The following is a 16,493-nucleotide window of genomic DNA, read 5'->3' on the forward strand; positions in this document are numbered from 1 at the left end:
ATTTGTGGTGTGCTTTCGATCTATCCCCCTCACCCCAGCCCTCTCCCCCAAGGGGGCGAGGGGGAAAGGGAGCAGATCGGGGACCTTTCAAAAGCTGAGTTCGACCGGATATCTCAGGTCGGTGTATCCGGAACATCCAACTCGGTCAGTCCCCTCTCCCTGTGGGAGAGGGTTAGGGTGAGGGCTCTTGGCACCGATGCGCATACCGCTCAGCCAACGCCTGAATCCTGGGATCTGTCGCACCTGACAGCGTCTGACTCGCCACCCGCAAAAAATTCAGATTGCCGCCGACCAAAGCTTTCTCAAGCCAATCGACCGCCTGATCAATCCGCCCCTCATCCGCTAAAACTGCAGCGAAACTGAACTGCCCACGAAAATCCCCAGCCTCGGCCGAACGCCGATACCAATCGCGCGCCGCAACCGGATCCGCCGGGCACTCCTGCCCTTCCTCCAGATACCGCCCCAGCAGGTTCATCGACTTCGCATGGCCCAATTCAGCCGCGCGCCGATACAGCGCCAACGCCTGTTGATGATCCACCGCCACTCCCCGCCCGGTCGCCAGCAGATTGGCGAGGTTGTACATCGCCCAATCCAGCCCGGCATTCGCTGCGATCCGGTAATGCTGCGCAGCAACCGATGCATCCGCAGCAACGCCCCAGCCATGCTCATGACAACGCCCGAGCATATTGCGCGCCATCAGATGCCCGCGCCCGGCGGCGATGCCGAACCAGCGTAGCGCCAGCGCTTGATCCTGGGCGATGCCTTGGCCGTCGAGCAGGATTTGTCCGAGCAACGCCTGCGCTTCAACTTCGCCCTCCCCCGCCGCCAGCAAAATCGCCTGCGCAGCACGGGCCGGACTTTCGCCGAGCATGGCGCTAAGTTGTTCGCCGTCGAGGACTTCCTCGCGGCGCAGCTGGAAACTCATACCTCGACCCAGCGCCGCAGCAAGTTGTGATAGGTGCCGGTGAGGCGGATCAGCGAAGGGTGATCAGGCAGGTCTTGAGTCAGTTGCTGAATCGCCCCGTCCATCTCGAACAGCAACGCACGCTGGCTGTCCTCGCGCACCAGACTCTGTGTCCAGAAAAACGACGCATAACGCGCACCGCGAGTGACCGCATTGACCTTGTGCAGGCTGGTGCCCGGGTACAACACCATGTCGCCGGCCGGCAACTTCACCCGCTGGGTGCCATAGGTGTCCTGGATTTCCAGCTCGCCGCCGTCGTAATCCGCAGGCTCGCTGAAAAACAACGTCGCCGACAGATCGGTGCGCACGCGCTCGATGCTGCCCTTGGGCTGGCGCACGGCGTTGTCGATGTGGAAATCGAAGCTGCCACCGGCCGTGTAACAGTTCACTAACGGCGGGAAGACTTTGTGCGGCAGCGCGGCGGACATGAACAGCGGGTTTTTCCACAGCCGTTCAAGCATTGCCGCGCCGATTTCCTTGGCCAGCGGATGACCTTCTGGCAGTTGCAGATTGTGCTTTGCCTTGGCCGATTGAAAGCCGGCGGTGATCTTGCCATCGGCCCAATCGGCCTGCTCCAGTGCCTCGCGGATGCGCTGCACTTCGTCTTTCGCGAACAGCCCGGGGATGTGCAACAGCATGGCAATGACACCTGATGGCAAAGAGGCGGCAATGGTATTGATTCTTATTGTCTCTGTAAAACCCGAGAGACGAATGAACTGGCAAAAACCGTAAGGTTAAATTGTAAAGAATGTAAATTCAGTGCGAATAACAATGTTTCGCAATTGATACGAATACCTGTTTACCCTATATTCCGCCGCCTCAAATCCTTGGGGAGGGGAATAAAAATGGCACGTCAACACGCACAATTACCGGTCAGTTCACCACGTCTGCTCGCCTCTGCAATCGGTGTGGCAATCACCGCCGGCTCCGCTGGCCAGATGGTCTTCGCCGCGGAAAAAACCGACAGCAAAGCCGCCGGCAATGCCATCGCCCTGGACGCCACCGCCATCACCGGCGAAGCCCAGGACTCGACGTCCTACCAGGTCGAAAAAGCCTCCTCGCCCAAGTACACCGCGCCGCTGGTCGACACGCCGCGCTCGGTGACCGTTATTCCACAGCAGGTTCTGAAAGACACCGGCGCGCTGAACATGCAGGACGCGCTGCGCACCGTGCCGGGCATCACCTTCGGCGCCGGTGAAGGCGGCAACCCACAGGGTGACCGTCCGTTCATCCGCGGTTTCGACGCGCAGGGCGACACCTACCTCGACGGCGTGCGCGACACCGGTTCGCAGAGCCGCGAGATCTTCGCCGTGGAAAACATTGAAGTCAGTAAGGGCCCGAACTCTGCCATCGGCGGTCGCGGCGCGGCAGGCGGCAGCATCAACCTGGTGAGCAAGAAAGCGCACCTGGGCAACTCGTTCGATGGTGGTTTCACCTGGGGTTCCGATCAGACCCAGCGTTACACCCTCGACGGCAATTACCAGTTCAGCGACACCGCCGCCGGCCGTCTGAACCTGATGAGCCACGAGAGCAACGTCGCCGGTCGCGACAAAGTCGATTACGACCGCTGGGGCATCGCCCCGTCCCTGGCCTTTGGCCTGGGCACCGACACCCGCGTCAACCTCGACTACTACCATCTCGAAAGCAACGACACCCCGGATTCGGGCGTGCCGTACACCATTCCTGCTGGCGGCTCCGCTGCACGCACCAAGTCCAATCCGGACAAGCCGTACGCCGGCGGTGACCACAGCAATTTCTACGGTCTGGATCGCGACTTCCGCAAGGGCCGCACCGACACTGCGACCTTCGCCATCGAGCATGACCTGAGCGATTCGCTGACGATCAAGAACACCCTGCGCCACGGCAGCAGCATGCAGGATTACATCCTGACCCAGCCGGACGACAGCAAGGGCAACGTCAACAATGGCAGCCTCTGGCGTCGTGCCAATACGCGGGTGAGCAACACCGAAACCACCACCAACCAGACTGACCTGTTCGGCAATTTCTACGTCGCCGGCTTCAAGAACAGCTTCTCCACCGGCGTCGAGTACACCCGTGAGGAAAGCCAGAAGTCTTCGTATAACGTCAACACCGACACCACGCCGCGCACCAGCGCAGTGACCACTAACTGCAACCCGGGCCTGATCGGCGCAGCCAGTGGCTACAACTGCACCTCGCTGTCGAACCCGAACCCGAACGATCCGTGGAACGGCGCAATCTCGCGCAACTACGCCGGCACCGACACCCAGGCCAACACCTACGCGCTGTATGTGTTCGACACCCTGGAGCTGAACGAGCAGTGGCTGGTGAACATGGGCCTGCGTTACGACCACTTCGACACCGACTACAAGACCTACAACGCCGCTGGCACCACCACGTCCAAGGGCGATGACACCAGCGAGTTCGTCACCGGTCAGTTCGGCGTCGTCTACAAGCCTGCGGAAAACGGCAGCATCTACGCCTCCTACGCCACCTCGGCCACGCCACCGGGCAACACCTTGGGCGAAGGTCAGGAAGGCAACCCGTTGGGCGGCACCCCGGATCGCAGCGGCAACCTGCTGAGCAGCGACATGGAGCCGGAAACCACCAAGAACTATGAAATCGGCACCAAGTGGGATCTGCTCAACGATCGCTTGTCGCTGACCGCTGACATCTTCCGCACCGAGAAAGAAAACGCTCGTGTGCAAGTCGACACCACCTCGTACGAAAACGCCGGCAAGACCCGTGTGCAAGGTGTCGAGCTGTCGGCCAGCGGCAAGATCACCGACAAGTGGCAAGTGTTCGCCGGTTACGCCTTCATGGACAGCGAACAAGTCGATGGCGGTCCACTGGGCCGGGCCAACGATGGCAACGAGCTGCCTAACACGCCGAAAAACAGCGCCAGCCTGTGGACCACTTACCAGGTCACGCCGAAGCTGACGATCGGTGGCGGTGCGTTCTACGTCGACGACGTGTACGGCAGCGTGGCCAACACCACCATGGTCGACTCGTATGTTCGCTACGACGCAATGGCGGCGTACAAGCTGACCAAGAACATCGACCTGCAACTCAACGTGCAGAACCTGACCAACGAAACCTACTACGACAAAGCCTTCTCGACCCACTTCGCCAACCAGGCGGCGGGCCGTACGGCATTGTTGAGCACCAACTTCCACTTCTGACCCTGTAGGAGCTGCGGCACGCTGCGATCTGTTGATCTTGCTTTTGATTCTGAAAAAAAATCAAAAGATCGCAGCCTTCGGCAACTCCTACAAAAAACAGTGGGCCCCGTTCATTCAATTGAACGGGGCTTTTGTGCGTAAGAAAGAACGCTTCTCGATAACCCACGGCATAATGCGCGCCGTGAAGACAATTTCCGAATGGACGGCGAGTGACGTGTTGAAGAAAACCCTGTTCCAGTTGCACTGGTTTTTTGGCATCACCGCAGGCCTGGTGCTGGCGTTGATGGGCATCACCGGCGCGGCCTATTCGTTTCAGGACGAAATCCTGCGGGCGCTGAATCCTTCCGTTCTGCAGGTGGAAAAACAAGTCGCCGGCGTGCTGCCGCCCGTCGAACTGGTCGAGCGCATCGAAGCCACGTCGGGCAAAAAGGTTTCGATGCTCTGGGTCGAAACCGACAGCGGCAACGCGGCGAAAGTCTTCTTCACCCCGCCCAAGGGTGAACGGCGCGGTGAGATGCGCTATTTCGATCCGTACACCGCCGACTTCATGGGCGATGCCGTCGGCCAGGATTTCTTCGGCCTGATGCTGCAACTGCACCGCTTCCTCGCCATGGGCGATACCGGCCGCAACATCACCGGCGCCTGCACGCTGATTCTGTTGTTCTTCTGCCTCTCCGGCCTGTACCTGCGCTGGCCGCGTCAATGGAACAGCTGGCGCGTGTGGCTGACGCTGGACTGGAAGAAAAAAGGTCGCGCCTTCAACTGGGATCTGCACTCGGTGGCCGGCACGTGGTGTCTGCTGGTCTATCTGCTGCTGGCGTTGACCGGGTTGTCCTGGTCGTATGAGTGGTACAACAAAGGCCTGACCAAACTGCTCTCCGACGCGCCGCAAAACGAGCGCGTGCGCGGTGGTCGCGGCCCGGCGCCGGAAGGCCCGGCACCGACCGCCGATTACGCAGCGATGTGGAGCAGCATCTACAGCGCTGCCGGCCCGGGTCTGGCCGCCTACAACATCCGTATGCCGGCCGTCGCGGGCCAACCGGCAACGGTGTTCTACCTGCTCGACAGCTCGCCGCATGATCGCGCGCTGAACCAGATCACCCTCGACCCGGCCACCGGCATCGTCAAACGCGTCGACCGCTACGCCGACAAGAGCTTCAAGGCGCAACTGCTGACCAGCATTTATGCGCTGCACGTCGGCAGTTATTTCGGTCTGGTCGGGCGGATCATCATCACCCTGGCTGCGGTGTGCATGCCGCTGTTTTTCATTACCGGATGGCTGCTGTACCTCGATCGTCGACGCAAGAAAAAGCAGATCAAGGATGCGCGCAAAGGTCTCGCTCAACCGGCGGGCGATGCGTCGGCCTGGCTGATCGGCTTCGCCAGCCAGAGCGGTTTTGCCGAGCAACTGGCGTGGCAGACCGCCGGGCAATTGCAGGCAGCCGGATTGCCGGTGAAGGTGCAGCCACTGGCGAATGTCAGCGAGCAGGATTTGCGTGAATCGAACAACGCGCTGTTTGTGGTCAGCACGTTCGGCGACGGCGAAGCACCGGACAGCGCGCGCGGGTTCGAGCGCAAAGTGCTGGGCAAGGCGGCAACGCTCGATAGCCTGAATTACTCGGTGCTCGGCCTCGGTGATCGTCAATATCAGCACTTCTGCGGCTTCGCCAAGCGACTGCATCAGTGGCTGAGCGAACACGGCGGCAAGACCCTGTTCGCCCCGGTGGAAGTCGACAGTGGCGACCCGTACGCGCTGCGCCATTGGCAAACCCAACTCGGCCTGCTCACCGGGCAAGCCCCCATCGATACCTGGCAAGCGCCGAACTACGACAACTGGACGCTGACACGCCGCGAACTGTTGAACCCGGACAGCAGCGGTGCGCCGGTTTACTTGTTGGGCCTGAGCGCACCGAACACCAGCAGTTGGCTGGCCGGCGACCTGGTCGAAGTACTGCCACGCAACTGCCCGTGGGCCATCGAACACTTCCTCGACGGCCTCGGCATTCGTGGCGAGACCACAGTAAAAATCAACGGCCTCGACGAACCTCTGGAAGTCGCGCTGGCGTCGCGGCAATTGCCCGAGCACCGCGCACATCTGGTGGGTTTGCATGCGCAATCGCTGGTCGATGCAATGGTGCCGCTGGCCATGCGCGAATACTCGATCGCCTCGATTGCCGCCGACGGTGTGCTGGAGTTGATCGTGCGTCAGGAACAGCATGCCGATGGCACCCTTGGCATCGGTTCCGGTTGGCTGACCGAGCATGCGCCGGTGGGCGGCAGCATCAGTTTGCGGGTGCGGCGCAACAGTGGTTTCCATCTGCCGAACGAACCCGTGCCGATGATTCTGCTGGGCAACGGTACGGGTCTGGCCGGGTTGCGCAGCTTGCTCAAGGCGCGGATTGCCGATGGTCAACAGCGCCAGTGGTTGCTGTTTGGCGAGCGTAATCGCGAACATGATTTCCTCTGCCGCGCGGAGCTGGAAGAGTGGTTGATCAATGGCGATCTGGAACGGCTGGATCTGGCGTTTTCGCGGGATCAGGCGGAGAAGGTTTATGTGCAGGATCGCTTGCGTGAGTCAGCTGAGGAGTTGAAGAAATGGCTGGCGGAGGGGGCGGTTATTTATATCTGTGGCAGCTTGCAGGGGATGGCTTCGGGGGTTGATCAGGTGCTTAACGACATTCTCGGGGCAGCCGAAGTGGAGCGGTTGATTGAGCAGGGTCGATATCGGCGTGATGTCTATTAAAAGCCCCTCACCCTAGCCCTCTCCCGGAGGGAGAGGGGACTGATTGGGGGATGCTTGAGAAGTACGCCGACCTGCGACTGCTTTACCGAATCCATAATCGACTCGATCTCTCAGGTCGATGTATGACGCAAGACAACTCGGTCAGCCCCCTCTCCCTCCGGGAGAGGGCTGGGGTGAGGGTTAGCTTTTGATCTTCAAGCGGGCTGCAATTTTTTCTCAAAAACCGCCACCCCATTCAAATCCCGCAACACCACACTCATCTCCCCACTCCCCCCTTCAATATTCACCTCGCCAAAAAACTGAAACCCGGCAAACGGCGAAGTGTTCTGCGCTGGCGGTGCCTTCTCGAACACCACTTCCGGGCCAAAGGTTTTATCCAGCGGATTAGGCCCAAAGCTCCCGGCATTCAACGGCCCGGCGACAAACTCCCAGAACGGCTCGAAATCCTGAAACGCCGCGCGATCCGGGTGATAGTGATGCGCCGCGCAGTAATGCACATCCGCCGTCAGAAAGACGAAATTGCGCACCTGCTGCGCACGCAGATAGCCGAGCAACTCGGCGATTTCCACCTCGCGCCCCTGCGCCGGTCCCGGATCACCGTTAGCCACCGCTTCCCAACGCGCGACACCCGGGCTGACCTCGCCATCCGGCACGCCAAGGCCGATCGGCATGTCGGCGGCGATGACCTTCCACTGGGCTTTGGATTTCTTCAAACCGCGCTTGAGCCAGTTCAGTTGCTCACGCCCCAGGAACGGTTTCGCCGCGCCGAGGTTGTCGTCATTGGCGCCGCGATAACTGCGCATGTCGAGCACGAACACATCGAGCATCGGCCCGTAACTGATCTTGCGATAAATCCGCCCGCCGCCGTCGGCAGCCTGCAAACGCATCGGCGAGTATTCCAGCCACGCCTTGCGTGCGCGCCCGACCAGGGTGTGGATATCTTTCTCCTGATAGCGCTCGTCGAGCTGCTTGCCCGGCGACCAGTTGTTGACCACTTCATGGTCGTCCCATTGCCAGATCTGCGGCACTTCGGCGTTGAAGCGACGGATGTTTTCGTCCATCAGGTTGTAGCGGTAGTTGCCGCGATAATCGTCGAGGGTCTGTGCGACTTTGCTCTTGGCTTCGGTGGTGAGGTTGCGCCAGATGCGACCGTTTTCAGTCGTGAGCTGCGCGGGTACGGGGCCGTCGGCATAGATGGTGTCGCCGCTGTGGATAAAGAAGTCCGGCAGGCGCAGACGCATGGCTTCATAGATGCGCATGCCGCCGATGTCCGGGTTGATGCCGAAGCCCTGGCCGACTGTGTCACCGCTCCAGACGAAACGAATATTGCGCCGCGCCGTCGGAGCGCTGCGCAGGTGACCCAACCATGGTTCGCTGGCGACGCCGGTGCGGGCGTCCTTGAAATACACGCGATAGAAAATCGCCTGATCGGCGGGCAGCCCGGTGAGCTCGACCCGAGCGGTGAAATCTGTGCGCGCATCGGCGAGCGCCGAGACCACTCGGCGGGGATGGCGAAACTGGCTGCGGGTGTCCCACTCGACCACCATATGCGCCGGGCGATCGCTGCGGCTCCAGATCATCGCGCGGTCGCCTTGCAGGTCGCCGGACTGCACGCCGTCGGTCAACTGCGGGCGATCCTTGACCGAGGCAATCACTGCCGGCGCCAGGCTTGGCATCAGCAGACCGGCACCAACGACTTGCATGACACGCCGGCGACCGGGGTTGAAATCGCTCATGGTGTTCTCCCTGAAAAAAGGAAAACTTAAGCACGCGATCATGAAACACACATGACACCAGACACACCGCAGAACCAATTGTAGGAGTGAGCCTGCTCGCGATAGCGGTGTATCAGCCGACACTCATGTCACTGACAGACCGATATCGCGAGCAGGCTCACTCCTACAGGGGTTTGCGGTGTCAGTCAGGCCTTGGCGGGTTCCAGCGCCAGCTCGACGGCTTCCGGGCGTTTGACCGTCGCATAGACCACAGCGGTCAACAAACTCCCCGCGACAATCGCCAGCAAATACAACAACGCATGGTTGATCGCATTCGGAATCGCCAACACAAACAAGCCACCGTGCGGCGCCATTAGTTTGCAGCCGAAATACATCGACAGCGCACCGGTCAGCGCACCACCGGCAATGCTCGCCGGAATCACCCGCAACGGGTCTTTCGCGGCAAACGGAATCGCCCCTTCGGAGATAAAGCACAGCCCCAGCACCAGCGCTGCTTTACCGGCTTCGCGCTCAGTCTGAGCGAACTTGCGCCGCGCAATAAACGTGGCGATACCAAGCCCGATTGGCGGCACCATGCCCGCGGCCATGGTCGCCGCCATCGGCGCATAACTCTGCGACGCCAGCAGCCCCACCGAGAACGCATAGGCGGCTTTGTTGATCGGCCCGCCGAGGTCGACGCACATCATGCCGCCGAGCAACACACCGAGCAGAATCGCGTTGGTGGTGCCCATGCTGTCGAGGAAATGCGTGAGCGCCCCAAGCATGCCGGCGACCGGTTTGCCGACCACGTAAATCATCACCAGACCGGTGAACAGACTGGCGAACAACGGGATGATCAGAATCGGTTTCAGTGCTTCGAGACTTTGCGGCAAGGCGACATATCGACTGATCGCCTTGGCCGCATAACCGGCGATGAAACCGGCGACGATGCCACCGATAAAACCAGCACCCAACGTACTCGCGAGCAAGCCGCCAATCATCCCCGGCGCCAGGCCCGGACGGTCGGCGATCGAGTAAGCGATGTAACCGGCCAGCAGCGGCACCATCAATTTGAACGCGGTCTCGCCACCGATCTGCATCAACGCAGCGGCCAGCGTGCCTTCTTCCTTGAACGCGGTGATGCCGAACACAAACGACAGCGCGATCATCAAACCGCCGGCCACCACCATCGGCAGCATGAACGACACGCCGGTCAGCAGGTGTTTGTAGATGCCGGTCTTCTCTTGCTTCGTCGGAGCTTTGCCGTCAGCCGCCGCGCTTTCCACCGCACCTTCGGCCAAGGCTTTTTTCAGTGTGGCTTCGGACTGCTTCAAGGCGATCCCTGTGCCGCAACGATAGATTTTCTTGCCGGCGAAACGCTCGGTGGCGACTTCGATGTCCGCTGCCAGCAACACCACGTCTGCGTCGGCAATTGCCGCTGCACTCAACGGGGTTTTCGCGCCCACCGAGCCTTGGGTTTCGACCTGCAGTTCGTAACCCAGACGCTTGGCGGTTGTCTGTAGGGCTTCGGCCGCCATGAAGGTGTGGGCGACACCGGTCGGGCACGCAGTGATAGCGACGAGACGTGGCGCGCGCGGCGCATCAGCAACCGGTTCAGCAGCGCCGGCGACGTAAACTTCAGCCTCTTCAGCTCCACGACGCAGCACCGCTTCGACATCCTGCAGCGCTTGTGCCGGGGCAATCTGAAAGACTCGTTTACCGACAAAACGCGTCATATCGACCGCGCCTGTGGCGACCAGCAAAACCCACTCGGCCGCTGCAATGGTCGCCGCCGACAATTCGCGTTCGGGGTGCGCCGCATCGACCACTTCAACGCTGGTGCTCCAGCCCTGACGCTGCGCCGCCGCATCGAGCAAACGCGCGCACAGCACACTGGTGACCATGCCGTTCGGGCAAGCCGTAACAATGGCTAATTTCATGACAAACCCTCTTATTGTTCTGTCAGGGGGCGCACGCGCACGCCCTGTTCGAGCTGCGCCAGTTGCGCAGCGTCGTTGATGCCAAAACCGATCTGGGTCACCGCCATCGCCGCAATCGCGGTGGCCGTGCGCAGGGTTTGTTCAGGCGTGTCGGCGCTGAGCAAACCGTGAAGCATGCCGGCCAACAGCGAATCACCAGCACCGACCGTGCTGGCGACGCTGACCTTCGGCGGCGTGGCGTGCAGTGCCGAACCGACGCTGAACCAATTCACACCGTCAGCACCGTGGGAAATCACCACGTGCTCGATGCCTTGGGCATGCAAACGCGCCGCCGCTTGCGCTTCCGCTGCGTGTGAAACCACGTCACAACCGAGTGCATCGGCGAGCTCTTCAGTGTTCGGTTTGATCAGCCATGGACTGGCTTTCAACGCTTCGCGCAACGCTTCGCCGCTGGAGTCGAGGGCGACTTTCAGACCGAGCTGGTTGAGCCGTTCGATCAGTTCACGCAACCACTGCGCCGTGACGCCACGCGGCAAACTGCCGGCGACCACCACCGCATCGTGACCCGGTGCGATCTGCACCAGACGCTCCAGCAACGCCTGCTGCGCGGCGGCATCGACCACCGGTCCCGGGCCGTTGATGTCGGTGATGCGCCCACTCTGCTCCGCCACTTTGATATTGCTGCGCGTCTCGCCCGGCACACGGATAAACGCGTCGACAAATCCGCGTTTGGCGAACAGGGTTTCGAACGCTTGCAGATTGTCTTCGCCGAGAAAACCGCTGACCGTCAGTTGATGACCAAGGTCGGCCAGCACTTGCGCGACGTTCACGCCTTTGCCGGCGGCGTGGGTGTGCATCTCGTCGCTGCGATTAACCTGACCGGCCTCCAGGCGTGGCAGTTCGACGGTGAGGTCGAGTGCCGGGTTGAGGGTCAGGGTAAGAATCTTGGCCATTACAGGGCCTCCACTAATGCGCGCACTTCATTCGCGCTGCCCACGGCCAGGGCCTGTTGAGCAAGGGTTTGCGCCTGGGTCAGGCTGAGTTCGCGGATGCGCGCTTTCACTTCAGCAATGCTGCGCCCGGAGACACTGAGTTCATCGACACCGAGGCCGACCAGCACCGGCACCGCCAGCGGGTCCGCCGCCAGTTCGCCACAGACGCCGACCCATTTGCCATGGGCATGGGCCGCGCGCACGGTGATGTCGATCAGTTGCAGCACCGCCGGGTGCAAGCCGTCCGCCTGTGCCGACAGGGTCGGGTGACCACGGTCGATGGCCAGGGTGTATTGCGTGAGGTCGTTGGTGCCGACGCTGAAGAAGTCGACTTCCTTGGCCAGCACCGGCGCGAGCAACGCGGCGGACGGCACTTCGATCATGATCCCCAGTTGCAGATCGGCCACCGGAATTTCCAGACGCAGACGTTCGGTCATGTCGCGGGCCTGACGCCATTCTTCGACGCTGCCGACCATCGGGAACATGATCCGCAACGGACGGTTATCCGCCGAACGCAGCAAGGCGCGCAATTGCGCTTCCATGATCTGTGGGCGCTGCAAGGTCAGGCGAATGCCGCGCACGCCGAGGAACGGGTTTTCTTCCTTGGCAATCGGCCAATACGGCAGCGGTTTGTCGCCACCGACGTCCAGCGTACGCACCACCAGCGGTCGACCGGCGAGGCCATCGAGGACGCGGCGGTATTCGGCTTCTTGCGTGGCTTCGTCCGGTGCTTGCGGATGGGCCATGAAAATCAGTTCGGTACGCAGCAGACCGATGCCTTCGGCGCCCTGCTCCACCGCGCTGATCACGCCAGCGCTTTCGCCAATGTTGGCAAAGACTTCGACGGCGTGACCGTCGGTGGTGTGTGCCGGTTGATGACGTTGTTCGGCGGCAATCTTCAGCCGTTGTTCGCGGGTATCGCGTTCTTCGGTGGCGCGTTGCAGAGTCGCGGCATCGGCGTCGACGTGCAGACGACCGCGTTGGCCGTCGAGCAGCAATGGCGTGCCCGGTTGCAGCAGCAACACTGCCGCGCCAGCGCCAACCAGCGCCGGAATCCCGAGCGCTCGCGCAACGATTGCACTGTGCGCGGTGGCGCCGCCGCGTGCGGTGAGAATCCCCGCGACACGCGCCGGGTCCAGCCGCGCGACGTCGGACGGGCCGACTTCGTCCATCACCAGAATGTACGGTTGTTCAGGCTCGCTCGCGGTCTGCACGCCACACAGTTGCGCCAGCACGCGGCGACCGATGTCACGCAGATCCGCCGCACGCTCGGCGAGCAAAGCGTCCTGCAACGATTCCTGCTGTTTGGCCGCCGCTTCGATCACCGCCATCCATGCCGCTTCGGCGCTTTCGCCTTGTTTGAGGCGGGTGTCGACTTCGTCGGTGAGGTCCGGGTCGTCGAGCATTTCCTGATGGGTGATGAAGATCTCGCGGATGGCTTTGGCTTTGCTGCGCTCGATCAGGCCCTGAATATCGCTGCGCACATCGCTGAGCGCTTGCTTGAGACGTTCGCGTTCGATGGCAGCGGACTCGCCCCGCAGCGGATAATCGATGGTTTGCTGCACTTGGATGTGTGCCGGGCCGATAGCGATGCCGGGTGCCGCCGGGATTGCTTGCAACTGGCTGCCGGAGGCCGGGGCGAGCAGCACTTCGGCGATGTCGGCGATGACTTCGCGTTGCTGGCTCACCGCTGGCAGCGGCTCGACTTCTTCGCCGAGACCCTCTTCGATAGCGGCCAAGAGTGCCGGCAAAGCGTCGGCGGCAATGCTCGGCTCGGCGATCAACTCCAGCACCTGACCACGACGGGCGCCAAGGCTGAGCAGTTTGCTCAGACTCTTCACCGACACGGCGCTGTCCTGACCGTCGACGATGCGCACGCGAATCTCGCCATCAAAACTCTTCGCCAGTTGCGCGAGGATCTTCGCCGGGCGCGCGTGCAGACCGTGGGCGTTGGCCAGGGCAATACGCGCGCTCGGCCAGTCGGCGGGCAATTCACCGCCGAGCACTTCGAGAACTTTGCGACTGCTGGTAGCGCGGCCCAATTCATGGCCGCGACCTTCGATCAGCAACGCACACAGGCGTTCAAGCAACGCTTGATGTGCCTCGCCGAGGCTGGCCAGGCAGAACAGACCGCTAAGCGGCTGACCGAGGTAGCGCATCGGTTTGTCCGGCGTAACAAACGCCAGGCCCGGACGCTTCACCGTTTGCTCGCTGTGCAGCCACCACAAACCATCGCCCAGCGGCAGCGCTTCGACCTGCTGCAACACGCCGGCAAAACCGTTGCTCACACAATCGGCCTGACGCAGCAGACGCGCGCCACGCCAGACCAGTTCTTCGAAATCGTCGGCCGAGACACCGAGGCCAATCATCTGCGCATCGAGCGCCAGTTCCTGCGGCGCGCCTTGCAGCAATTTCAGCAGCGCCTCAGGTGAACTGGCGCGACGCAGGGCCTGGCCCAGATCGGTCTCGCCGAGGGCACGGGTCAGCAGTTGCAGCAGGCGCAGGTGTTCGTCGGATTTGGCGGCAATGCCAATCGCCAGATAAACGATCTGGCCATCGCCCCAATCCACGCCTTCCGGGAACTGCATCAGGCGCACGCCAGTGGCAAACACCTGATCGCGGGTTTCCGGGGTCCCGTGGGGAATGGCAATACCTTGACCGAGAAAGGTCGAGCCCTGGGCTTCCCGTGCCTGCAATCCAGCGAGGTAACCGTCGGCAACCAGACCATCGGCCACCAGGTGATTGGCGAGCAGTTGCAGGGCAGCGGGTTTATCCACAGCCGATTGGCCCATGGATATCTGCTCTATAGTGAGCTCGAGCATGCGATCTCCTTTTTGGCGCTTCATGAGTGCCAGGTATTGTTTTGGATGGTTTGCAGCTTAGGCGCTTTACCGCTTTGCTTTTCAGCGGCAGTTTTGGCGGTTTCACGGCAGAACCGGCCAAAGACGTCTAAAACGTAGAAAATACGCTTGCTGAAACGTTTAATCTAGATTGATCGGCACGTTACTCGATAATGTCCCATCCTTGAAGTCCAACTTGTCGGATGCGCTGCGACAATAGTCGCCTGCCCTAATCGGGTAGGATTGGCGAAAATGTGGCGGCAAGCTCGAAAAAACAAGGAAATCCCGGGTTGAAACTCAGTGATATCGCGCGGTTGGCCGGAGTGTCCGTGACCACCGCCAGCTACGTCATCAACGGCAAGGCCGAACAGCAACGCATCAGCAACGCCACCGTCGAGCGGGTGCGGGCGGTGGTCGATCTGCACGGCTTCACGCCAAACCCTCAAGCGGCCGGGCTGCGCAGTCGGCATACGCGCACGCTGGGCTTTATTCTGCCGGATCTGGAAAACCCCAGTTACGCGCGGATCGCCAAGCTGCTCGAACAAGGTGCGCGGGCACGTGGTTATCAATTGCTGATCGCCAGCTCCGACGATGCGCCGGACAGCGAGCGGCAGTTGCTGCAACTGTTCCGCGCGCGTCGTTGTGATGCGTTGATCGTCGCCAGTTGCCTGCCCGCCGGCGATGACAGCTATCGGCAGTTGCAGGCCAAAGGGCTGCCGATCATCGCCATCGACCGCGTCATGGAGCCGGAACATTTCTGCTCGGTGATCAGTGACGACCGCGAAGCCAGCCTGCACCTGACCCAGAGCCTGCTCGATCCGCAACCGAAGCAGATTGTGCTGCTCGGCGCGCGCCCGGAACTGAGCATCAGCCAGGAACGTGCCGCCGGTTTCAAAGAGGCGCTGGTCGATTTCAAAGGCGAAGTGCTGGTCGAACACGCCGAATCCTTCAGCCGTGAGTGCGGCAAGCAACTGATGGAAGAACTCCTGCAACGTCTGGGGCATTTGCCGGATGCACTGGTGACGACGTCCTACGTGCTGCTGCAAGGCGTGTTCGATGCGCTGCATGACTTTCCGCTGAAATCCCGGCCGCTGCGTCTCGGCACCTTCGGTGATACACAGTTGCTGGATTTCCTGCCGCTGCCGGTCAACGCCATGGCCCAGCAGCACCAACTGATCGCCGACAAGGCGCTGGAACTGGCGCTGGCGGCAGTCGAGCAGTCGGAGTACAAGCCTGGCGTGCAGGCCATTGCGCGGACCTTCAAACAGCGTATTCACCGGGACTGAGCCGTGGAGCTGATCGACAGCCACACCCATCTCGACTTCCCCGACTTCGACGCCGATCGCTCGGCGTTGCTCGCCGAAAGCCGTGCGCTCGGGGTGCGGCGGATGGTGGTGTTGGGTGTCCATGAGGGTAACTGGCAACGGGTGTGGGATCTGGTGCAGAGCGATGCGGACTTGTACGCGGCGTTCGGTCTGCATCCGGTTTATCTCAATCAGCATCGTCCCGAAGATTTGTCGGCGCTGGGTGATTGGCTGACGCGATTACGCGGTCATCGGCAGTTGTGTGCGGTGGGCGAGATCGGTCTGGACTACTTCATCGAAACCCTCGACCGCGCGCGGCAACAGGCGCTGTTCGAGGCGCAGCTACAACTGGCCGCTGACTTTCATTTGCCGGCGCTGATCCATGTGCGCCGCAGCCATGCGGCGGTGATCGCTACGCTCAAACGCTTCAAGCTCAAACGCGCGGGAATCATCCACGCCTTCGCCGGCAGCGGTGAAGAAGCGCGGGAGTACATCAAACTCGGATTCAAACTGGGCCTGGGCGGCGCACCGACCTGGCCGCAGGCGTTGCGCATGCATCGGGTACTGGCGGAACTGCCGCTGGAGTCGATCGTGCTGGAAACCGACTCACCGGACATGGCGCCCGCGATGTTTCCCGGCGTTCGCAATTCACCGGCGCACTTGCCAGCGATTTGCGCGGCGCTGGCCGAGCTGATGAATATCACCCCCGAACAACTGGCCGCCACCAGCACCGCCAACAGCTGCGAAGTATTCGGCTGGTAACCCCCCCTGTAGGAGCTGTCGAGTGAAACGAGGCTGCGATCTTTTGATCTTTGAAATCAAGATCAAAAGATC

At 61.5% G+C, this 16,493-nt stretch carries 10 protein-coding genes; 4 read left to right on the forward strand and 6 right to left on the reverse strand.

All coding sequences use genetic code 11. The features are described from left to right. Positions 1-172: 172 nt before the first annotated feature. Positions 173-925 carry a tetratricopeptide repeat protein gene (locus tag ACM6IN_RS06840; protein WP_414915641.1) on the reverse strand — a complete coding sequence of 251 codons (753 nt, stop codon included), beginning with the start codon at positions 923-925 and terminating at the stop codon, positions 173-175. Beyond that, on the reverse strand, positions 922-1,602 hold the full coding sequence (locus ACM6IN_RS06845) for a Fe2+-dependent dioxygenase (protein WP_007915302.1): 681 nt from the start codon (positions 1,600-1,602) through the stop codon (positions 922-924). Before ACM6IN_RS06845 ends, ACM6IN_RS06840 begins: the two co-directional genes overlap by 4 nt. A 207-nt stretch (positions 1,603-1,809) precedes the next feature. Between ACM6IN_RS06845 and ACM6IN_RS06850 the strand changes: the two genes are divergently transcribed. Continuing rightward, positions 1,810-4,125 (forward strand): TonB-dependent receptor, encoded by a 2,316-nt coding sequence (locus ACM6IN_RS06850; protein ID WP_414915642.1) that lies wholly within the window; start codon positions 1,810-1,812, stop codon positions 4,123-4,125. 214 nt (positions 4,126-4,339) lie between these two features. Then, positions 4,340-6,868, forward strand: coding sequence for a PepSY domain-containing protein (locus ACM6IN_RS06855; RefSeq protein WP_414915681.1), 2,529 nt, complete (start codon positions 4,340-4,342; stop codon positions 6,866-6,868). A 194-nt stretch (positions 6,869-7,062) separates the two neighbouring features. Here the strand turns inward: ACM6IN_RS06855 and ACM6IN_RS06860 are convergent, their stop codons facing one another. The 4 genes from ACM6IN_RS06860 to ptsP form a co-directional block, all read right to left on the reverse strand. After that, complete coding sequence (locus tag ACM6IN_RS06860; protein WP_414915643.1) at positions 7,063-8,604, reverse strand: alkaline phosphatase D family protein; 1,542 nt, start codon at positions 8,602-8,604, stop codon at positions 7,063-7,065. Between the two features lie 185 nt (positions 8,605-8,789). Next, entirely contained in the window at positions 8,790-10,523 is a 1,734-nt protein-coding gene (locus ACM6IN_RS06865) for a PTS fructose-like transporter subunit IIB (protein ID WP_414915644.1), read from the reverse strand. Between the two features lie 11 nt (positions 10,524-10,534). Beyond that, the gene (gene pfkB, locus ACM6IN_RS06870; protein ID WP_095114225.1) at positions 10,535-11,476 is read right to left on the reverse strand and encodes a 1-phosphofructokinase; all 942 of its coding nucleotides are present in this window, start codon (positions 11,474-11,476) and stop codon (positions 10,535-10,537) included. Beyond that, a complete protein-coding gene (ptsP, locus tag ACM6IN_RS06875; protein WP_007915287.1) occupies positions 11,476-14,337 on the reverse strand; it encodes a phosphoenolpyruvate--protein phosphotransferase in 2,862 nt (953 codons plus the stop codon). The genes pfkB and ptsP overlap by 1 nt, the downstream gene beginning before the upstream one ends. A gap of 308 nt (positions 14,338-14,645) precedes the next feature. Between ptsP and cra the strand changes: the two genes are divergently transcribed. Next, positions 14,646-15,641, forward strand: a complete 996-nt coding sequence (gene cra / locus ACM6IN_RS06880; RefSeq protein WP_095114223.1) for a catabolite repressor/activator — start codon at positions 14,646-14,648, stop codon at positions 15,639-15,641. Between the two features lie 3 nt (positions 15,642-15,644). After that, on the forward strand, positions 15,645-16,421 hold the full coding sequence (locus tag ACM6IN_RS06885) for a TatD family hydrolase (RefSeq protein WP_414915645.1): 777 nt from the start codon (positions 15,645-15,647) through the stop codon (positions 16,419-16,421). The last annotated feature ends 72 nt before the right edge of the window (positions 16,422-16,493 follow it).

Origin of the sequence: Pseudomonas sp. IT-P395, assembly GCF_949767675.1 — a bacterium.
Taxonomy (GTDB): domain Bacteria; phylum Pseudomonadota; class Gammaproteobacteria; order Pseudomonadales; family Pseudomonadaceae; genus Aquipseudomonas.

Coding starts and splice junctions, on each gene's coding strand:
- ACM6IN_RS06845 (WP_007915302.1), bottom strand. CDS start 1,602: ATGCTGTTGCACATCCCCGGGCTGTTCGCGAAAGACGAAGTGCAGCGC.
- ACM6IN_RS06860 (WP_414915643.1), bottom strand. CDS start 8,604: ATGAGCGATTTCAACCCCGGTCGCCGGCGTGTCATGCAAGTCGTTGGT.
- ACM6IN_RS06840 (WP_414915641.1), bottom strand. CDS start 925: ATGAGTTTCCAGCTGCGCCGCGAGGAAGTCCTCGACGGCGAACAACTT.
- ptsP (WP_007915287.1), bottom strand. CDS start 14,337: ATGCTCGAGCTCACTATAGAGCAGATATCCATGGGCCAATCGGCTGTG.
- ACM6IN_RS06850 (WP_414915642.1), top strand. CDS start 1,810: ATGGCACGTCAACACGCACAATTACCGGTCAGTTCACCACGTCTGCTC.
- pfkB (WP_095114225.1), bottom strand. CDS start 11,476: ATGGCCAAGATTCTTACCCTGACCCTCAACCCGGCACTCGACCTCACC.
- ACM6IN_RS06865 (WP_414915644.1), bottom strand. CDS start 10,523: ATGAAATTAGCCATTGTTACGGCTTGCCCGAACGGCATGGTCACCAGT.